The following is a 20707-nucleotide window of genomic DNA, read 5'->3' on the forward strand; positions in this document are numbered from 1 at the left end:
CGCGCAGCGGGTTACGGGTTACAGATCGCACCGGACTGACCGGGACTGGCTGCGCCATTGCCGCGGGCTCCGGCGGAGCACAGGTCATAATCATGGCCCTCGCGTGATGAAGGGGCCTGATAGCTGTAGGGGTGGTTCCACGGGTCTTTGGGCTCGTTTGCATCTTTCAGATACGGGCCGTTCCAGTTCTGCGCATCGGCCGGTTTGTGGATGAGGGCTGCAAGACCTTCTTCCGTGGTCGGGTAGGCCCCGACGTCCAGCTTGTAGAGATCCAGCACCGAGCCAAGCCGGGAGATGGATTGTCTGGCGACTGAGACACGTGCTCCGCCAAGCTGGCGTAACGCTGCGGGAGCAACAAGGCCAATCAGCAACGCCAGAATAGCCAGCACAACCAGAATTTCCAGCAGGGTAAAGCCGGATTGCGGATTGTTCTCTTCGGGCGGGAGCGGGGAAGCAGAATGAGAGTTTGTCATAAAATCCTCACAGGACTTGTGCGAAGGACGGGCGCATTATAGTGCGCCGCCCGGAAAAGTGAGTCATGGGTTGTGCAGAAAGCAGCCCGCTACGATCAGGATCACGATGCCCATTCCCCTTCTTGCCTGCATGGTTGCCAGTGCAATCCGGTATGATATTCCGCCCCGTGTTCTCCCCGTGATTCAGAAAGTGGAAGGCGGCGTTGCGGGCATGGTGCGGCGGAATACGGATGGCAGTTCCGATCTGGGCCTGATGCAGATTAACACGCGCTGGGTGCAGCCTCTGGCGCAGGTGACCCATATGCCCGCGGTGCAGACTGCGGCGCGACTGGTGTCTGATTCCTGTTTTAATGTGGCTGCGTCCGCCCTGATCCTGCGCACATATATCAATGAGGCTCATGGTGATCTTATGCAGGCCATAGGCTATTATCATTCCCACACGCCATCATTGAATGCGGCTTACAGGCAGAAGGTACTGGGCACTGCGGTCTCAATGTTTCCTGCCAGACAGTAACGCGACCGGTCCTGCTCTAATGCCCGCCGGGTGAGGTTTCAACCGGCTGGGGGCGGGAAGAGAAAGAGTTCATCAAACTGTCTTTATTCTCAAAATGACGCGCAGTTTTCAGGCCGGTTACACTTGGTCCTGACGGAGTGTTTCCAGTGACAGAACGGCAAAAGGGGTGTTGCGTCCCGGCTGTGGTGCCACCACGGCCCGGCGGAGCAGCATGTGGCCGCCCGGTCTTGTAACCCGTGCTGTGACAATCAGTGTCCGGTCTGCCCAGTTTGCAGTGGTCTCTTCCTGCGCTGGCGGGGGAAGGGGGCTTCCCTGCATGGGGGATGGTCCTCCCTGTGGCTGCGTCTGCATCTGCGCGAAGACCGCACGTAAAAAGGGGTCATGGGTGCGGGGTGAGGGCATGTCTTTTTGCGTAAAAGAGAGATGCGGGGAGAGTGTTTGCAAAAGGCTGGGCGTCATGCCAGGGATTTCGGCCATGTCGTCCAGTGTCCGCATGGGGCGGCCTGCGGGTCTGCACGCTCCCAGTGTTGCAAACAGACTGGTATTGGCCTGCCGGTTTGCCTGCTGCGTGAGGGACGGGGGCGTGCGCCACAGCACCACCATGCGGGCCAGTGTCTGTGCGGCTGGGGTCTGGAGACCTGCGGTCTCGAAAACGGCTGTCAGCAGGCCGGGCGGCGCGTGGTTCGGGTTAATTTTCCCGGCTTCTATCTGTATGCGCACATCCGCTGTCAGGTCTGGTTCGGTAATGGTGTGGAAGGTTCCGTCCGCAGCCCAGTGTGCGCTTCCAGTCGTTAGCAAGTGATATAAGGCCGTTTGGATGGCCGCATCGGCTTGTGCCTGTGTTGTGGCTAGCAGAGTTTCTGCCGCATCCTGCTCCGTGGTTGCTTTGCTCCCGACCAGAAGGGCTGTGCCAATCAGGCTCAGAGTCACCAGTGTCCAGAGCACGAGCAGCAAGGCAAAACCTTGCTGATTCAGGGGGGCATGCCGGGGGGCGCTGCGCATGGTGCGGGAGGTCAGGCAGCGTCAGTCATGCAGGCCAACGGCTTTTAAAATCCGTTGCTGCGGATCGGGAGAGCCTGTCTGCGGCGTCCGTGCAAGCTCTGGGGCCAGAGCGGCAGATTGCGCAAGGTTGCGGCGGAGGTCTTCCGTCATGGCGCGGGCATCGTTCTGGCTGCGGATTACATGCGGGGTGATGAGCACCAGCAGTTCCGTCCGTTCCCGCACGTTAGTCTGCTGGCTGCCGAGCATGCCCAGAATGGGAATGTCTTTTAACCAGGGCAGCCCCTGATTGCCGCGTGACGCGTTATCGGTAATCAGTCCCGCCAGCCCGACGGTCTGCCCATCCTCGATCGCCACGCGGGAACTGACCTGCCGCTGGGAGAAGGTGGGACTGTTGATGCTGGAAGAGCCGGTGCTGGTGGTGGAGGATGAGACGGAACTGACCTGCTGTGAAATATCCAGCGTGACCAGCCCCGTATTGCTCACATGCGGAGTGACCTGAAGGATCACGCCGGTTGGCTGGTAGTTGATGGAATTGGTGATGGTGGAATTGGAGGTCACAACGCTTGTTGTCGCCCCCGTCAGATAAGGCACCAGATTACCCACCATGAGGGAGGCGGGCTGGTTATCAACCACCATGATCTGCGGGGACGACAGAACACGGACTTTAGTGACGCTTTGCAGCGCGTTGATAACGAAAGGCGCGCCACCCTGCCCACTGCCGCCCAGCACAAACCCCGGAAAGCTGGAGGAAAGCTGAGAGGACACCAGATTGGCAGCTCCCAGACTTTGTGTTGCATTGCTCAGAATGCCGTTGATGCCGCCGGATTTAAAGAAAAACTGTGTGCCATACTGGAGAGAGTCATTCAGCGTGACTTCCGCGACGGTGGCATCCACCATGACCTGAAGCGGCATAATATCAATTTTATGCAGCATGGCGGTGATGGTTTCTGTTTCTGCCCGCGTGCCATATACCAGAACGGAGTTGTTCTGCAGGTCCGGAATAATGCGAATGTGAGAGCTGTTCTCACTATTTTCGTTCATGTTGCCCAGACCGCCCAGAAGCGGGTTATTGCTGATCCCGTCATTCTGGCTGGTCGTCTGGTTCTGTCCGCTGGTGCTGTTCAGGCTGCTGCCAAACGCGCCGGAACTGGAATCGCCCGAACTGTTGCCGGACGCCATGGAGCCGGACTGGCCAGACCCCAGACTGGAGGAGCCTGACATGCTGCCAAAGCCGGATGAAGAATTGCTGTTGCTGGAATTCATGCCCGTCTGCTGTTTGGGCGAAGGCGTTGGGGTGGCCGTGACATGCTCAGGGGTAAAAGCCTGCTGGAGCACATAGGCCACATCATTCGCGCGGCCATTCTGGAGGTAGAATGCGCTCCAGTTCCGCACCGTCTGTTTCCGGCCGGCTTCAATCACAGAAAAGGCCCGTCGTGCATCTTCAATCAGGCGGGGCTGGCGGGCTGTGACCAGAATGGAATCAATGCTGGGCATGGGGAACAGGCGGATTGAGTCCGGCCCTGCGTTCTCGCCCCCCGTGCGGCGGACGCCCAGAGCATTTTTCAGGGCCTGACTGAGCTCACTCACCGTGCCGGTTGTTGCGGGGAGCAGCAGATAGGACTGCCCGGCCAGTGTATCCGTATCAAAGGTGTGGACCAGTTCTGTCAGGGTTTCCCGTGTTGCCGGGTCCCCCGAGAGGATGATGGTATTGCTGTCCGGGTCTGCCGCAACGTGGCCTCCGCCCTGCACCACGGGCTGAATGAGCTTTGCGATACTGGCGGCGTTTGTATAGCGCAGCGGGATGGCGGTTGTGCTGTTGGCCGAGCCAGCACCAGCGCCGGGCCCGCCGCCGGAGGAGAGGGAGACAACCCGGTACAGGCCGCTTTGCGTCACAAGCGTTGCGTTTGCCCCGGCCAGCAGCACACGCAGCGTCGGAATAAGCTGGTCCCGCCGCAGAGGCTGAGCAGTGTGCAGGGTGGCGGTGCCCTGCACGGAGGGGTCAATCACGTAGTTGACGTGCAGGATGCCCCCCAGAATTTGCTCCGTTACGGCATGAATATCCGTGCCTGCAAAATTCAGGGAAATATCGCCTCCGCCACTTGCCGTATTGCCCGGCAGGCCGCCGCGCGTGCCGCTCCCCATCCGCACAAATGTCTGTCCGTTGGCAGGCAGGGGGGCTACGGCTCCGTCCTCCCGCACGGTTGCGCGGATGTCATGCTCCGGCACAGGCAGGGGAGCCAGTTCCGGTGGTTTCTGGGTGCAGCCAGCTATGGAGATCAGGAGGGAGGCGGCGCTGAAGCGACGGAAAAAATGCGGCATGATCCTCAGGGTGTCGGAGCGGTTTGAGCGGGCGTGCCGAGATCGGCCCTGTAACCCGTGATGGAAAGCGTTGCGTCTACGGCGCTGGTATGTCCGCGTGTGGCTTCAGTGACAGTGCGGGCGCGCTGGATTTCCAGATCTTCAACCAGCAGGCGGGGTTGTGCGTGGTCAAGATCATCAAGCAGCGCGACAAAGGCGGCCCAGTTGCCCGTCAGCGCAATGCGGACGCCAATGGCGCGGAAATGCCCCATGGTGTGTGGCGGTATGGTTTCCTGACTGGCGATCTCAATCTGGTGCTGTGCGGCCAGTGCCTGCACTGTCTGGACAAGGTTGGCGGCTGCTTCGGAATCACTCTGGCCTGCCAGCAGGATGTGCGCGCTGGAGGCTGAGCTATGGCGTTCCTGATAGCGGCGTTTGAGGTCAGGGATCTGGCGGATAAGCTGCTCTGTGTGGCTGAGGACTGTGCGCTGGTCTTCAAGGGCTGCGGCCCGGTTCTGATAGAGTGAGAGCAGCGAAAGGCCTGTCATGGCAACGCAGGCCAGCCCCGCAAACGTCACGCTACAGGCAAGGATCTGTCCGCTCAGGCCTGCTGGAAGGCGTGCGTCTGTCACGCGCAGTGCCTGCCAGACAGGCTGAGGGCAGCCGGGCTCAGAAGAGGGGTCAACAGGAGGCTCATGGCGTGCTCATGCCTTGCGCGCAGCAACAGGGGAAAACCGTGAGGGTGCTTACCACCCCCGTCTTCCGGGTGGCGAGGGGGAAGTTGTGACAGTTTGATGAAACGTTCCGGGTGCGGAGGATGCTGATCTGGTCGCCCGGAAAGCGTTCTCTTATAACCAGCCCCATACGTGCTGCATCAGGCGCGTTATCCAGAGTGAGAGAGCCAGACACGGGCCGAAAGGCAGCATCATTCTGGCGTGAAGGTGCCGGCCCCGCGCCGCCAGAATGAGGGCAAGGATGAAACCGCAGACGGACGCGCCGAGCAGGACGGAGGGCAGCGCCTCAAGCCCCACCCATGCTCCGCCTGCCGCGAGGAGTTTGGCATCTCCCCCGCCCAGTCCTGCTCTGCCGCGTACCGCTTTATATAGGGCGGAGACTGCACTCAGCAGCGCCCATCCGGCCAGCGCCCCTGTGACCCGGCTCAACAGAGAAGGGCCATCCGCGAGCACGCATCCTTCCACAATGCCGCCCAGCAGCAGGGGCAGGGTGAGGGCGTCTGGCAGCAGGAAGGTTTCAAAATCTATCCAGCTTAATGCCAGCAGGACCCAGCCCAGCAGGACAGTCCCGTATACGAACGGGGAGGCAGGGTCTGCGAGCATGAGCGCCAGAGCAGCGACCACTGTTGCCGCGAGTTCAATAGCCGGATGAAACAGGTCAATACGCGCGCCGCACGCACGGCAGCGTCCTCGCTGAACCGCGTAGCTGAGCAGAGGGATCAGTTCCGCCGGGCCAAGCGTATGGTGGCACACCTCGCAGCGGGAGCGGTCCATGCCAACCGGCTCCCCGCGTGGCAGCCGACGAATGAGAACGCCCAGAAAGCTGCCAATAAACGGCGCGAGAGCCAGAAGAAGGAAGCGCATGCCGTGTGTTGTGCCGGAGGTTCCGCGGGCCTGCAAGCACCGGGCCTGTCCGGATCTCAGAAAAAGGTCTGCGTGGTATGAGCTTTTCTATTCTTCCTGCTCCCGGAACGCGTGTGCAGGCAGAGGCGCGGCTTGCGGGCGCTCTGATGCAGGCCGGTACGTGTGATGCGGCTGTGCTGGACCGGGCGCGGCGGGTTGCGACGGAAAACCGGCAGGCTCTGGCGACCATACTCCTTCAGCTCGGGCTGGTAAGCGAGGCCGCACTGGCCGCCGCCTATGCCACACTGACGGGCTGGCCCGTTGTCTCTGCCGCTGCACTGGCCGCGCTGGAAGAACCGGTTCTGCCAGACATACTGAGTGCTCCGTTTTTGCGGCAGGCGTCTGCCGTGCCTCTGCCGTGTGAAGGGGGCGTGCTGCCACTGGCAATGGCGGACCCGCTGGATGATTTTGTTGTGCAGGCGGTCTCTCTGGCCGTTGCTCTGCCAGTGCGTCCGATGGCGGCTCTGCCGGTGGATCTGGAAGCTGCTTTAAGCCGCCTTTACCCGGAAGCAGCGGAGACTGAGGGGGCGGACGCAGAGGAGGGAGGCGCGGAGGGGGACCCGCTTGAAGAGGATGCGGACCGCCTGAAAGATCTGGCAAGTGAAGCGCCGGTCATCCGGCTGGTGAACCAGATTATCTTCCGGGCGGTGGAGACACACGCCTCAGATATCCATTTTGAACCTTTTGAGGATCGGCTGGGGGTCCGCTTCCGGTATGATGGCGTGCTGCATGAAATGGACAGCCAGCCTGCACGGCTGATTGCCGCCGTTATCTCCCGCATCAAGATCATGGCGCGACTGGACATTGCCGAACGTCGTCTGCCGCAGGATGGCCGTATCAAACTGGCGGTGCGGGGGCGCTCGGTGGATTTCCGTGTTTCCACCATTCCGGCATTGCATGGGGAATCCGTGGTCATGCGTGTGCTGGACCGGGGTTCTGTTAAATTTGAGTATGGGCGGCTTGGTCTTTCTCCGGCTGTAACAGCGCAGTTCCGTGCAGCGCTGGAGGAGCCGAACGGCATTATGCTGGTGACTGGCCCGACGGGCAGCGGCAAAACCACCACGCTGTATACGGGGCTGGCGCAGTTGAATGTGACCGAGCGCAAGGTCGTGACGATTGAAGACCCAATTGAATATCAGCTTGCCGGTATCAATCAGATTCAGATCCGCCCGCAGATCGGCCTGACCTTTGCAACACTCCTGCGGGCCATTCTGCGGCAGGACCCGGACGTGATTATGGTGGGAGAAATCCGCGATCTGGAAACTGCCCAGATTGCTGCACAGGCGGCTCTGACCGGCCATCTGGTGCTTTCCACACTGCATACCAATTCAGCCGCCGCCGCTATTACCCGCCTGAGGGATATGGGGCTGGAGGATTATCTGCAAACAGCCGTGCTGCGGGGCGTTCTGGCCCAGCGGCTGGTACGCAGGCTCTGCCATAGCTGCCGCGCTCCGATTGAGCTTGACCCGGCCGTGGGCCAACGGCTGGGTATTCAACCGGATCAGGCCGCATCACTCTGGCAGGCGGTCGGGTGTCCGGAGTGCCGCCACACCGGATATCGCGGGCGTATTGCCATTGCGGAATATCTGGTGCCGTCGCCTGCTATTGTCCGGCTAATCCTTGCGCGGGCTGATCACACGGCCATTGAGCGTCAGGCCGCGGACGAGGGGATGAAGACCCTTTTTCAGGCCGGGATCGATGCCGCCTGTGAGGGAGAAACGACGGTTGAGGAAGTCATGCGGATTATCCGCGCCGAGACCGAAGTCCCGTCCGCCCCGGTTCCAGTATCCGGAGCCTCTGACGCGTGAGCACCACCTGGCATTATCGTGCGCTCACGGCAGACGGTCAGCTCCAGCGCGGGCAGGCGCAGGGGCCGGATGAAGCGCATGTGGTGGCGGATCTGCGGCGTAATGGCCTGACACCCGTGCGTGTTATGCCACAGTCTGACCGTGGGCGTCTGGCAGGGCTCCAAATTTCATTTTCCCTGCGGCGCACAGGTCTGAGGCGCGCGCAGGTTACGGATATCACGCGGGAGCTGGCGCTCATGCTGGGGGCGGGGCTGGATCTGGACCGCGCCTTGCGTTTTCTGATCGAGACCCTGCCAGAGACCGGGCGTTCTGGCCTCCGTGCCCGCGCGGTGCTGGTAGAATTGCGAGACGCCATGCGGAATGGAGGGTCATTTGCGTCCGCGCTGTCCACGCGGGCTGAAAGTTTTACGCCGCTTTATATCAATCTGGTGAAAGCCGGGGAGGCCGGGGGCGCGCTGGGAGAAGCGCTGGACCGGCTGGCCACGCTGATGGAGCGGGAGCGCAAACTCACAACCGCCATCCAGTCCGCGCTGATTTACCCGGCCATTTTGGTTGTCGCGTCCATTGGCTCGGTTGTGTTGCTGCTGACCGGGGTTCTGCCGCAATTTGTCCCGCTATTTGCGGAGGCCGGGGCGCAGCTTCCGTTTTTGACGCGATGTGTGATTGCCGCCGGAGATTTTCTGACCCGCTGGGGGCTGGTTCTGCTGCTTGGTTGTGTTGCCGCCGTCTTTGTTTTGCGCGCTTTGCTGGCACTGCCTGCGTTCCGCCTGCGGTTTGACCAGACTTTGCTCCGGCTGCCGGTGGTTGGTGCGCTGTCACGGAATATCATGGCGGCGCGGCTTACCCGCACGCTTGGAACCCTCTTGCAAAATGGCGTGTCTCTGCTGAGTGCCTTGAAAATCAGTGAGGACGTTATTGGCAACCGCGCCGGAGCACAGGCTGTGGCAGAGGCAGCTCTTGTGGCGCGGGAGGGGGGCGGTCTGTCCCGCCCGCTGGAGAGCGCGGGCCTGTTCCCGCCGCGGGCTATCCATCTGATGCGTCTAGGTGAGGAAACAGCCCAGCTCGGCCCCCTGTGCCTGCGTGCTGCGGAGTTGCATGAGGACGCGGTGCGGGTAGGATTACAGCGTATGGTTGCATTGCTGGTACCTGCCATTACCGTTGTGATGGGGGCTGTGGTGGCGGGTATTGTCTCAGCGTTGTTGCTAGCCATGCTGGGGCTGAATGACCTTGCGCATTAAGCAGGAGCAGGGGTTTACGCTGCTGGAGATGATTATTGTTCTGGCGATTGCCGGACTTTTTCTCTCCCTGATGCTGGAGCGTGGCCCGGTGCATAGCACGCTGGCCTCCTTTCTGCAGGCGCGTGAGGCGTTGCTGTCCACCCTGCGTACCGCGCGTCTGGATGCCATGACGAAAGGGGCTGCGATTACGGTCCGGCTTGATGCGGCGCACAGCCAGCTTCTCGAACTTTCCGGAAAAATGGTTCTTAGAAAGGTGTCTTTGCCGAAAGAGGCGGTTCTTGTAGCACCCATCCCTCTTGTTTTTCAGCCCGATGGGCTCGGCACGGCTGTTTCCTGGGTTTTGCAGGTGGGAACCCGCAGGCTCAGTGTGTCCGTCAGCCCTTTGACGGGAAGGATTGTGATGCATGACGTCTGAAAGGTCTCCCGTTGCAGAGCAGGGCTTCACCCTGCTGGAAGTGATTGTCGCCCTTGCCATTGCCGCGGCAGGGCTGGCGGTGCTGGCCGTTATACTGGGCGGCTCTCTGGAGAGTGCGGCCCGTTCCGGCTCCCGCGAGGATGCTCTGGCCCGTGCCCGCTCCCGGCTGGAGAGTGCGCTGGTGCTGACGCGCCCCGTTATCGGGCGGCAGGAGGGCGCTGATCCGGACGGTTATCGCTGGCTGATGGAAACAAGGCAGATCGCAACGCTTCCATCCGGCAATGGTGCACCGCTGGCCTTTTATGCGGTGGATGTTGAGGTGCTGTGGGGCGGCGGTGCACGTGTGCATCTGACAGGGCGACGGTTTGGGCCGCCTGTTGCTCCATGAAAATGTTCATGCAGACCAGTCGTTTTGCCTGCGGAAAAAATGGTGCACAGGCCGGGTTTACCCTTCTGGAAATGCTTGTGGTCACAGCGCTTCTGGGATTGCTGTTTCTCATGCTGTCCGGGGGTGTCACTTTCGGGTTGCGTGGCTGGGCACGTCAGCATGCCGAGGAGGACCGGATTGCGGAACGCGTGGAAACAGACGCGACGCTTCGCAAGCTGCTGGCGGCTGTTACGCCAGATGAAGGCGCCGTAACAGGGGCTGAGGACAGGCTGGCTCTGACCACGCTGACCCGCCTGCCTGACGGCAAGGAGCATGAGGTGAGCATTGGTCTGGGTGTGGACCGTAAGAAGCAACTGGTTTTGCGCTGGCAGATCCATCATCGGCCCGGCTGTGCGCCGGAGGAACGCCCGCATGAAGAAATTCTGGCAAGTGCCGTTTCCGCCCTGCACGTACGGTACTGGGGAGGGTCTCCGGCGAGCTGGCACACCACATGGAGCGGCACGGCCCCGGTGCTGTTTGGGGTGAGGGTGGTGCCAGAGCGTGGCACGCTCTGGCCTGAGATAATAATCAAACCGTTCAGAACAGATGGAACTGCTGATGAGCCGTAACTATGGGACACGGGTAATGGTGGGAATAGGGGTTTTGCAAAGTGTGTGGGCCTGCACGCTTCCGGCTTTCTCGGCTTCTGCGCCCCCGGCAGAAAGGGCTGCATCGGACGATGCGGTGAAAACGGTGCTGGGTCGGCCGCTATTTGCGCCGGACAGGCGGCCGGATGCGACGGCCGCACAGGCTGAGTCTTTGCCGGTGCTGACTGGTATTGTTCATTCCGCCGGGCAGCACGGCGCTTTGTTCCGGGGAGCGGAGAATTCTGCCGGGCATCTGGTGCGGCAGGGGGAAAGTGTTGCGGGCTGGAGAGTTGTTGCTGTGACACGGGAGTCGGTCACGCTGGAGCGTGGCGGCCAGCAAATTGTCCAGCGGCCGGATTTTCAGCATCATCTGGATACGGAAATGGCCGATCATTCCCCGGCGCCTGAGGCGGCAGAATAAGTTAAGCAAGGCGTTATATGGCAAATTAGTAATATTTATGAAGATCTTTAATTTTTCATGAGATTTTCCGAATCAATCCTACGCCTTACTGGTCCCTTGTTCTCAAATTTCTGAGAGTAGGTGAGAGATTTTAAGAGCCATTCTTATTTACGCGGAAGCAATTGTTCCGTTGTCATAAGTTCTTCATGAAACAGTCACACATCAACTTGAAAACAAAGGCTATTGAGCGGGTGGTTTAGCAATTATGCGCTCTGTTAGAGGGTTTCGCAGCCATCAGTGTCCAGACCGGCCTCCTTTATCGGGTGCCGGTATTTTCATGGTGCGGCGGGTCCTGAACGGAGGCGGTACAATACGAAAGGTGACCTAACGGTGTTCGCCAGGCCCATGAAAGTCGCATTGTCGGCTCTTCTTTCGCTGTCTATTTCTCTGCCTGCCATGAGCAACGCTGCCGGTATCCGGGCCTCCCGGTCCGTGCATCTGCCGGCATCCAGCTTCGCCACCAAAACGCCCATCAAGCATCTCGTGGTGATTTATCAGGAAAACATCTCGTTCGATCACTATTTTGCAACCTACCCCAAGGCTGCAAACCCGAGTGGCGAACCCGCCTTTACGGCAGCCGCAGGCACGCCGCAGGTCAACAACCTGCAGAATGCCAACCTGCTGGACCAGAACCCTAACAGCAGCAGCGCAAACGGCAGCGCCGCCGCTCTGCCGTTCCGTCTGGACCGCACACAGGCTGCTACCGCTGACCAGAACCACGCCTACACGCCGGAACAGCAGGCAACGCATAACGGCGCAATGGATCTGTTCCCCAAATACACAGGTCGCGGCACCTCTGGTGGCGTTGGCGCTTTTGGTACGGCAGGTCAGGTTCTCGGCTATTATGACGGGAACACGGTTACCGCATACTGGAATTACGCTCAGCATTTTGCCATGAGCGACAATAACTATACGGACACGTACGGTCCCTCCACGCCGGGTGCTCTGGAAGTTGTCAGCGGCCAGACAAATGGTGTGCAGTCCATCGTGGGGTCCAAAACGTCCTCTTCCATCATTGCGGATGGTCAGGGCGGTTACACGATGATCAATGACGTGGACCCGGCGTATGACGTCTGCTCCTCCAAATCAAACGCCGTGCTGCTGAACGCAAAGAACATTGGTGATCTGCTCAACACCAAAAACATCCCCTGGGGTGGGTTCATGGGCGGGTTTGACCTGACAAGTGCCAACAGCGATGGCACCACAGGCTGCCAGCGCCGCACCTATTCTGATGTCGTCTCTCAGGATGTGACGGACTACATTCCGCATCACAACTGGTTCCAGTATTTCGCGACAACGTCCAACCCGCAGCACACACGCCCCTCTTCCATGGCGGCAGTGGGCTACAGCACGGTTGCAAATTCTACGGCGGTTGAGCCTGCCAACCATCAGTACGATCTGAACGACTTCTATGCCTCACTGAAGTCTGGGAATTTCCCGGCAGTGTCTTACATCAAAATGCCTGCTTATCAGGACGGTCATGCCGGGTATTCTGACCCGCTGGACGAACAGGCTGGTGTTGTAAAGCTCGTCAACTTCATCCAGCAGCAGCCGGAATGGAGCAGCACGGCTGTCATTATCGCGTATGATGACTCTGACGGTTGGTATGATCACCAGTATGTTGCCCCGCAGCATGGGTCTTTTGATGCGACAGCGGATCAGGTGAACGGGAGCGGCGTTTGCGGCACGACCGGCAGCCAGCCTCTGGGTGTCAGCGGTCAGCCGGTTAACGGGCGTTGCGGTCCGGGCACACGTCTGCCCTTTATCGTGATCTCTCCGTATGCCAAGGCAAACTCTGTCAGCCACACGCTCTCCACGGAAGCCTCTGTTGTGCGCTTCATTGAAGATAACTGGCTGAACGGTGCGCGTCTGGGCGGCGGGTCTTTTGACGAAACATCTGGCAGCATTGAAGATCTGTTTGACTTCACGCATCAGCGTTCCGGCCAGCTTCTGCTTGACCCGGCAACGGGCAGCGTGCTGACCGATACAATCAGCAACTAAAGAGCCGCTTCAGGATGTAGCCGGAATGCTATAAGGCGACATTCTTAGATTTTAGATCAGATTTTTGAAGCAACCGGCGCACTCTCTGGCGTCGGTTGCTTTTTTTGTTCGGGGCTGAGTGCCTGGAACGGCCTGTTTTTAAAGCGTTCCGTTTTCATAAAGACGTCATGGAAACGTCACACCAATTCGCCGCAAATCCTTTTAGAAGTTCCGGCAGAAAAATGTGCCTTTCGTGTGAAGGTGGCGGCTTGAGTGTGTCTGAGAGCGCTATCTAAGCCGATAAACAGAAGAGTTTTTTCTTTATGGTGACAAGATTTTTTGCCTCGGACGTTGCTGCCAGCTTTGTGCTGCTGGAAGGAAAAATTTTTCGCATTTCAAAGGGCACTATCAAATAATTTTTACAAATTCAGAATTTTTGAAAATCTGATGTGATCTGATTTTTATACGGCTCCCGAAAGGGTCGCTATCTCGACTGCGCCTACCAGACTTTGTCCCGTTTTTCCCCTGCGCCGCATGGCCTCGCACCCGGTATCGAAAGAAAAGAGCATGGATAACGTTACGTCACGGTCCACACAGACGGAAACCGATACAGCCGCGCAGTCCGGTGCGGTTGTGAACAACGGAGAAACCCTCGAGATTTCGGCTGGCGTCAGCTCGTCTTTTGTTACAGTCAACACCGGCGGTCTGGTGTCTCTCTCAGGCTCTCTGTCCGGTGCAACGGTTTCCGGTGGTGAAGTCGATGTTTATTCCGGTGGCGTCGCTTCCGCAGCCAGCCTGACAGATGGTGGCAGCCTGTTTGCGGAAGAGGGTGGCTCTGTGGTGTCGGCTTCTGTCGGTTCCGGCGGATATCTGGAAGTGGACGCAGGCGGCACGGCAAGTAGCACACAGGTCAGCAGCGCGGGCATCCTTGATCTGGCAGACGGGGCCGTGGCCTCTGGCACAACTCTGACGAACTCTGCCACGCTCTATGCCGGGTCTGGTGCCACGGCCGCTGGCACGGTTGTGCAGGATGGCGCATCTCTTCAGGTGCAGCAGGGCGGCGTTGCCAGCGGGACGGTCCAGCAGGGCGGCAAGACAACAATCTTTGCGGGGGCTTCCGCAGCCGACACCACGGTCAACGGTGGTGAACTGGAACTGTTTGAGAGCGCCACCGCGACGAACACCACGGTGGCTGGCAGCGGCACGCTGACTGTATCCTCCGGCGCGGCGGCATCCGGCGCGACAATCAACACCGGGGGTCTGGTTTCCGTCTCTGGCACTCTCTCCGGCGCAACGGTCTCCGGCGGTGAAGTTGATGTCTATTCCGGTGGTGTGGCTTCCGCAGCCAGCCTGACGGACGGCGGCAGCCTGTTTGTGGAAGAGGGCGGGTCTGCGGTATCCGCGTCTGTCGGGTCTGGCGGATATCTGGAAGTGGATGCAGGCGGGACGGCAAGCGGCACACAGGTCAGCAGTGCGGGCATTCTTGATCTGACAGACGGAGCGGTTGCGTCCGCTACAACCCTGACGAACTCTGCGACGCTCTATGCTGGCTCCGGTGCGACAGCTGTTGGCACGGTTGTGCAGGATGGCGCATCTCTTCAGGTGCAGCAGGGTGGCGTTGCCAGCGGAACGGTGCAGCAGGGCGGCAAGACGACGATCTTTGCGGGGGCTTCCGCGACCGACACCACGGTCAATGGTGGCGAACTCGATGTGGTCGAAAGTGGCACGTTAACGAACACAACAGTCAACACCGGCGGTCTGGTGTCTGTCTCCGGCACTCTGTCCGGTGCAACGGTTTCCGGTGGTGAAGTCGATGTGTATTCCGGGGGCGTCGCTTCCGCAGCCAGTCTGACGGATGGCGGCAGCCTGTTTGTCGAAGAGGGCGGCTCTGCGGTGTCGGCCTTTGTCGGGTCTGGCGGATATCTGGAAGTGGATGCAGGCGGGACAGCAAGCGACACACAGGTCAGCAGTGCTGGCATCCTTGATCTGACAGACGGGGCCGTAGCGTCTGGCACAACCCTGACGAACTCTGCGACGCTCTATGCCGGCTCCGGTGCAACAGCGGTTGGCACGGTTGTGCAGGATGGCGCATCTCTTCAGGTGCAGCAGGGCGGTGTTGCCAGCGGAACGGTGCAGCAGGGCGGCAAGACAACAATCTTTGCGGGGGCTTCCGCGACCGACACCACGGTCAATGGTGGCGAACTCGATGTGGTCGAAAGTGGCACGTTAACGAACACAACAGTCAACACCGGCGGTCTGGTGTCTGTCTCCGGCACTCTGTCCGGTGCAACGGGTTCCGGTGGTGAAGTCGATGTGTATTCCGGGGGCGTCGCTTCCGCAGCCAGTCTGACGGATGGCGGCAGCCTGTTTGTGGAAGAGGGCGGCTCTGCAGTGTCCGCGTCTGTTGGGTCCGGCGGATATCTGGAAGTGGATGCAGGCGGTACTGCAAGCGGCACACAGGTCAGCAGTGCGGGCATCCTTGATCTGACAGACGGGGCCGTGGCCTCTGGCACGACGCTGACGAACTCTGCCACGCTCTATGCTGGCTCCGGCGCGACAACGGTTGGCACGGTTGTGCAGGATGGTGCGTCTCTTCAGGTGCAGCAGGGTGGCGTTGCCAGCGGGACGGTGCAGCAGGGCGGTAAGACGACAATTTTTGCCGGGGCCTCCGCGACCGATACGACGGTTAATGGTGGTGAACTCGATGTGGTCGAGAGTGGCACGTTAACGAACACAACGGTCAACATCGGCGGTCTGGTCTCCGTGTCTGGCACTCTGTCTGGTGCAACGGTTTCCGGCGGTGAAGTTGATGTCTATTCCGGGGGCGTGGCTTCCGCAGCCAGCCTGACGGACGGCGGTAGCCTGTTTGTCGAAGAGGGTGGCTCTGCGGTGTCCGCGTCTGTCGGCTCCGGCGGGTATCTGGAAGTGGATGCAGGCGGCACGGCAAGTGGCACGCAGGTCAGCAGTGCTGGCATCCTTGATCTGACAGACGGGGCCGTAGCGTCTGGCACAACCCTGATGAACTCTGCCACGCTCTATGCCGGGTCTGGTGCAACAGCCATTGGCACGGTTGTGCAGGATGGCGCATCTCTTCAGGTGCAGCAGGGCGGTGTTGCCAGCGGAACGGTTCAGCAGGGCGGCAAGACGACCATCTTTGCCGGGGCTTCCGCGATCGATACGACTGTTAATGGTGGTGAACTCGATGTGGTCGAGAGTGGCACGTTAACGAACACAACGGTCAATACCGGCGGTCTGGTGTCTGTCTCCGGTAATCTGTCTGGCGCAACAGTCTCAGGCGGTGAAGTGGATGTGTATTCCGGTGGTTTGGTTTCTGCCGCGAGCCTGACGGACGGTGGCAGCCTGTTTGTAGAAGAGGGCGGGTCTGCGGTATCCGCGTCTGTCGAGTCTGGCGGATATCTGGAAGTGGATGCAGGCGGGACAGCAAGCGGCACACAGGTCAGCAGTGCTGGCATCCTTGATCTGACGGACGGAGCGGTTGCGTCCGCTACAACCCTGACGAACTCTGCGACGCTCTATGCCGGCTCCGGTGCAACAGCGGTTGGCACGGTTGTGCAGGATGGCGCATCTCTTCAGGTGCAGCAGGGCGGTGTTGCCAGCGGGACGGTTCAGCAGGGCGGCAAGACGACGATCTTTGCCGGGGCTTCCGCAGTCGACGCCACGGTGAACGGTGGTGAACTGGAACTCTTTGAGAGCGCCACCGCGACGAACACCACGGTGGCTGGCAGCGGCACGCTGACTGTGTCCTCTGGTGCGACAGCGTCCGGCACAACGGTGAACACGGGCGGCCTGGTGTCTGTCTCCGGCACTCTGTCCGGTGCAACGGTTTCCGGTGGTGAAGTTGATGTTTATTCCAGGGGCGTCGCTTCCGCAGCCAGCCTCACGGACGGCGGCAGCCTGTTTGTGGAAGAGGGCGGGTCTGCAGTGTCGGCCTCTGTCGGGTCCGGCGGGTATCTGGAAGTCGATGCAGGCGGTACGGCGAGCGGCACACAGGTCAGCAGTGCGGGCATCCTTGATCTGACAGACGGGGCCGTGGCGTCCGCTACAACCCTGACGAACTCTGCGACGCTCTATGCGGGCTCCGGTGCAACGGCCGTTGGCACGGTTGTGCAGGACGGCGCATCTCTTCAGGTGCAGCAGGGTGGCGTTGCCAGCGGGACAGTCCAGCAGGGCGGCAAGACGACGATTTTTACCGGTGCCTCCGCGACCGATACGACTGTTATTGGTGGCGAACTGGATCTGGTGGAAGGCGCTACAGCTTCCAGCACTACCGTCAACAACGGTGGCACACTGACGGTGGAAGCCGGGAGCACGGCTTCAGGCGTGACGGTGCACAGCGGTGGGCAGATTGAAGTTTCGGGAACGTTGTCGGATGCCACGGTGGAAAGTGGGGCGGCTCTTTCAGTTACGTCCACAGCAAGCATTTCCGGCATGGTTGTCAGCAGTGGTGGCAGCGTGCAGGTTCAGTCCGGTGGTTCTCTGGCTGGTGTGCATCTGAGTGCTGGCGGTTCTCTGGATCTTGGCTGGCTGGCTTATGACAGCAGCAACACGGCCAGTATTGATGCAGGCCATATTCTTGATCTTTCCAGCGGAACGGGCACCAGCGCCATTGCAACGCTGGAAGGTGATTACAGCAATGACTTCTTCGTTCTTTCAGATGATGGGCACGGCGGCACGCTTCTGACGCTGGAAGAAGGCACGCCATGCTATTGCCCCGGCACGTTAATCCAGACGGAAACAGGGGAACGTCCTGTTGAAACGCTGGAAATTGGCGATCGTCTTGTCACGCGTGATGGCGCTCTGCGCCCGATCCGCTGGATTGGCCGCCGGGCGTATGATGGTCGTTTTGCTGCCGGACGCACCGATATTATGCCGGTCAGAATTGCTGCAGGTGCGCTTGGAAACGGCCTGCCGAGGCGGGATCTGGTGATCTCCCCGCTGCATGCCATGTTCCTGCTCGGCGTGCTGGTTCCGGCTCATGCGCTGGTAAACGGGCAGACCATCACGCAGGCAGAAAATGTCAGCGTTATTGAATACATCCACATAGAACTGGAAACGCACGACATTATTTATGCAGAAGGAGCACCGTCTGAGACTTTTGTAGATGATGGCAGCCGCGGCATGTTCCATAACGCGCATGAATTTGCGGAGCTTTACCCGGATGCAGAACCGGCGGCTCCGCGCTATTGCGCGCCGCGTGTGGAAGATGGTGAGGCGCTGGAAATTGTCCGCCGCTATCTTGCTCCTGCAGAACAGCCTGCCACGGCGTCCGCTGAGCTTTATGTGGATAAAGTGAGCCGCAGTCGTATTTCAGGCTGGGGCTGGGACCCTGCACAGCCGGATGGCAAACTGCGTCTGAAAATCTCTGCCAGTGGTGTGGTGCTCTGCTATGCCATGGCAGACCAGTATCGTGCGGACCTGAAAGCCGCAGGCAAGGGTGACGGTTTCCATGCTTTTGAAGTCGATCTGCTTGGCGGTCTGACGGAGGAGCAGAGTGCAAATCTGTCTTTCACAGTGGTGGACGTTGTTCCCGCGTCTCGCGCTGTGGCCTGACGTAAAGCCGGACAGGCATGAAAGCACCTTATATTGTCCCGGCACACCGCTCGGTGTTGCCGGGATATCTGGATTTAGCGACACGGACCCGTATTGCAGGCTGGGCGCAGCCTGAAGCCGGGGGAGAGCCAGTCGCCCTGCAAATCCTGGATAACGGGAAACCTGTTGCACGGGTTATTGCCAATCAGGCCCGGCCCGATGTTGCGCGGGCGGGGTTTAGTGAGGTCCGGTGCGGGTTTGACCTGCTTATTCCGGCGTCCCTGCCTGTGCATGAGCGCCATGTTATTCAGGTTCGCCGGGAAAGTGATGGCTCTGAACTGAGTGGGTCTCCGGTGGTGATTGAAGCTGCCAGAGCGTTAGATGAAGACTTGCAGCGTCTTGTGCGTCAGGTTGCACAGGGTGCGCAAACAAATACCGAACGAGAAGATATTCTGGCCTTTCTGGCTGATGTTGCAGACAAACTCCTTGCCTCCCATGCCCGGACGGAAAGCGGGCAGGAGCAGAGGGAGCGTTACAGCCGCCTCGCGCGCCGTTATGGCCCGGCCATCCCGCAGAAAACCAGAACGCCCCGTGCCCTGATTATTGATGAAAACCTGCCGGTCTCGGGTCGTGATGCAGGGGCACAGGCTATTTTATCGCATGCCAGAAGCCTGAAAGAACTTGGCTATAACGTCAGTTTTGTTGCGGCCAGTGATATGGACCCAGACAGGTCCGCCTGCATGCCTCTGGAGCAGGAGGGGCTGACTGTCTGGCATGCCCCACATTACACGTCTGTCGAGGATCTCTTACGCCGTCAGGCGGGAGCGTTTGACGTGGTGTATCTGCATCGTATTGGTGTCGCGACACGCTATCTGGCTCTGGCCCGGCATTATCAGCCCGGCGCGACAGTGCTGTATAGTGTTGCGGACCTGCACCATCAGCGGCTGAACGGGCAGGGTGTGCTTGAAAAACGGCCAGAACTGCTTGCGCTCAGCCGGTCTGTCCGTTTGCAGGAATGTACGGCGGCCTGGCAGGCGGACGGAGTGCTGACCCACTCACCGGAGGAAGAAGCATGGCTGAGCAAGGCTGTGCCGCAGGCGCGCATTGCCTGTGTCCCGTGGGCTATTCCTGTCCGATCTCCGGTAAAAGATTTTAAAAAACGGCGAGATATTGCTTTTATCGGAAATTACGCTCACGCGCCCAATCTTGATGGAGCGCGCTGGTTTGTTGAGACGATTTTGCCAGAGTTACGCGCCAAATCTCCAGACCTGACTGTCTGGCTGGTGGGGGCGCATCTGCCTCCGCATCTGTGCTGGCCCGAAGGTGTGCGCGTTGTGGGGCATGTGGAGGATCTGGATAAAGAGGTTCTGGGCCGCGTGCGTCTGACTGTCGCCCCCTTGAGATTTGGAGCCGGAATTAAAGGCAAAGTGCTGGAAAGCTTTGCCGCCGGTGTTCCCTGCGTGATGACGCAGACCGCGGCGGAAGGGCTGAAGCTGCCCCGTGCGCTGGCCTCGCTGGCGACGAAAGATGAAAAAGGACTGAAGACCTGCATTCTCAGATTGTATGCAGACCCGGAGCGCTGCCAGTCTCTGAGCGAGAAAGTGCAGGCATACGTCGCGGCGACATTTAGCGAAAAAACAACCACGGATGCCCTGCACGCAGCGATTAAAATGGCTGCACAGAAAAGAAAAATTGCGGAACAGCCGGCTTAAAGACGCAGCGGATTCCTTGCAGAAACTCTCTCAGTGGTCAGGTTGTCATGCACTGTCATGACACAGGTTCTGATGGGCCTCAGACTGGCGGCGCCCTCATGCCGGATCAGAGTGCTCACGATTATGCGTCTTATATGATATTGATTCTCAATTGCGTTTATGGAAAGGTTTCTGCCATGTAACGCGCACAGTCTCGCTGCGCTTCTAAAAATGCTGGTTTTTCAGGCATTTTATAGGGTGGGGTCTTCATGTTTGTCGCTATGAACCGCTTTAAAGTCCATCCGGAAAAAGAATCCGCGTTCAAAAGCCGCTGGCTTGACCGGGACGTGCTGTTAAAGACTGCTCCGGGATTTTTAATGATCCAGTTTATGCGCGGCGAAACACGCCCGGACTACATCGCCTATGCCTCGCAGACGGTCTGGGCCTCCCGGGAGGCGTATGAGGCATGGCGTCAGTCCGATATTTTCCAAACAGCACATAAAGGGATGGGGCAAGGCGAAGTTCTGACGCTCGAAAAACGCGAGTTCAGTGGATATGAGGTGCTGCGCACTGTCTCCGGGCAGGAGGAAGCAGCCTGATGACCATGCAGCAGATCCCGGAGAAGAA

At 59.7% G+C, this 20707-nt stretch carries 16 protein-coding genes; 11 read left to right on the forward strand and 5 right to left on the reverse strand.

Translation table 11 applies throughout. The features are described from left to right. Positions 1 to 11: 11 nt before the first annotated feature. Positions 12 to 473: a type II secretion system major pseudopilin GspG gene (gene gspG / locus KP699_RS06300; protein WP_215762001.1), complete on the reverse strand. Its 462-nt coding sequence runs from the start codon at positions 471 to 473 to the stop codon at positions 12 to 14. A 106-nt stretch (positions 474 to 579) separates the two neighbouring features. Here gspG and KP699_RS06305 point away from each other — a divergent pair, with 106 nt between their 5' ends. Next, positions 580 to 987 carry a lytic transglycosylase domain-containing protein gene (locus tag KP699_RS06305; RefSeq protein ID WP_215762002.1) on the forward strand — a complete coding sequence of 136 codons (408 nt, stop codon included), beginning with the start codon at positions 580 to 582 and terminating at the stop codon, positions 985 to 987. Positions 988 to 1104: 117 nt separating this feature from the next. On the opposite strand, the gene KP699_RS06310 is transcribed toward KP699_RS06305, so the two are convergent. The 4 genes from KP699_RS06310 to KP699_RS06325 form a co-directional block, all read right to left on the reverse strand. After that, complete coding sequence (locus KP699_RS06310) at positions 1105 to 1989, reverse strand: type II secretion system protein GspK (protein ID WP_215762003.1); 885 nt, start codon at positions 1987 to 1989, stop codon at positions 1105 to 1107. Positions 1990 to 2010: 21 nt separating this feature from the next. After that, positions 2011 to 4308, reverse strand: a complete 2298-nt coding sequence (gene gspD, locus KP699_RS06315) for a type II secretion system secretin GspD (protein WP_215762004.1) — start codon at positions 4306 to 4308, stop codon at positions 2011 to 2013. Positions 4309 to 4313: 5 nt separating this feature from the next. Continuing rightward, complete coding sequence (gspM, locus tag KP699_RS06320; protein ID WP_215762005.1) at positions 4314 to 4919, reverse strand: type II secretion system protein GspM; 606 nt, start codon at positions 4917 to 4919, stop codon at positions 4314 to 4316. A 216-nt stretch (positions 4920 to 5135) separates the two neighbouring features. Beyond that, positions 5136 to 5921 (reverse strand): A24 family peptidase, encoded by a 786-nt coding sequence (locus KP699_RS06325; protein WP_252346833.1) that lies wholly within the window; start codon positions 5919 to 5921, stop codon positions 5136 to 5138. A 41-nt stretch (positions 5922 to 5962) separates the two neighbouring features. Here KP699_RS06325 and KP699_RS06330 point away from each other — a divergent pair, with 41 nt between their 5' ends. The 10 genes from KP699_RS06330 to KP699_RS06375 all read left to right on the forward strand — a co-directional run bounded on the left by KP699_RS06330 (position 5963) and on the right by KP699_RS06375 (position 20679). Then, a complete protein-coding gene (locus tag KP699_RS06330) occupies positions 5963 to 7732 on the forward strand; it encodes a GspE/PulE family protein (protein ID WP_215762006.1) in 1770 nt (589 codons plus the stop codon). Then, positions 7729 to 8970: a type II secretion system F family protein gene (locus KP699_RS06335; protein WP_215762007.1), complete on the forward strand. Its 1242-nt coding sequence runs from the start codon at positions 7729 to 7731 to the stop codon at positions 8968 to 8970. The genes KP699_RS06330 and KP699_RS06335 overlap by 4 nt, the downstream gene beginning before the upstream one ends. Then, positions 8954 to 9385 (forward strand): GspH/FimT family pseudopilin, encoded by a 432-nt coding sequence (locus tag KP699_RS06340; RefSeq protein WP_215762008.1) that lies wholly within the window; start codon positions 8954 to 8956, stop codon positions 9383 to 9385. The genes KP699_RS06335 and KP699_RS06340 overlap by 17 nt, the downstream gene beginning before the upstream one ends. After that, entirely contained in the window at positions 9375 to 9773 is a 399-nt protein-coding gene (locus KP699_RS06345; RefSeq protein WP_215762009.1) for a prepilin-type N-terminal cleavage/methylation domain-containing protein, read from the forward strand. Before KP699_RS06340 ends, KP699_RS06345 begins: the two co-directional genes overlap by 11 nt. Before the next feature lie 8 nt (positions 9774 to 9781). Next, entirely contained in the window at positions 9782 to 10381 is a 600-nt protein-coding gene (locus tag KP699_RS06350; protein ID WP_215762010.1) for a prepilin-type N-terminal cleavage/methylation domain-containing protein, read from the forward strand. Continuing rightward, the gene (locus KP699_RS06355; RefSeq protein WP_215762011.1) at positions 10371 to 10820 is read left to right on the forward strand and encodes a hypothetical protein; all 450 of its coding nucleotides are present in this window, start codon (positions 10371 to 10373) and stop codon (positions 10818 to 10820) included. The genes KP699_RS06350 and KP699_RS06355 overlap by 11 nt, the downstream gene beginning before the upstream one ends. A gap of 384 nt (positions 10821 to 11204) precedes the next feature. Then, positions 11205 to 12860, forward strand: coding sequence for a phospholipase C (locus tag KP699_RS06360; protein WP_086654797.1), 1656 nt, complete (start codon positions 11205 to 11207; stop codon positions 12858 to 12860). Between the two features lie 546 nt (positions 12861 to 13406). Continuing rightward, entirely contained in the window at positions 13407 to 18410 is a 5004-nt protein-coding gene (locus KP699_RS06365; RefSeq protein ID WP_215762012.1) for an AIDA repeat-containing protein, read from the forward strand. A gap of 17 nt (positions 18411 to 18427) precedes the next feature. Continuing rightward, positions 18428 to 20101, forward strand: a complete 1674-nt coding sequence (locus tag KP699_RS06370; RefSeq protein WP_215762013.1) for a glycosyltransferase family 4 protein — start codon at positions 18428 to 18430, stop codon at positions 20099 to 20101. Positions 20102 to 20349: 248 nt separating this feature from the next. Continuing rightward, entirely contained in the window at positions 20350 to 20679 is a 330-nt protein-coding gene (locus KP699_RS06375) for an antibiotic biosynthesis monooxygenase (protein ID WP_212355370.1), read from the forward strand. Positions 20680 to 20707: the final 28 nt, after the last annotated feature.

Origin of the sequence: Acetobacter sp. P1H12_c (genome assembly GCF_018811975.1) — a bacterium.
Classification (GTDB): domain Bacteria; phylum Pseudomonadota; class Alphaproteobacteria; order Acetobacterales; family Acetobacteraceae; genus Acetobacter; species Acetobacter persici.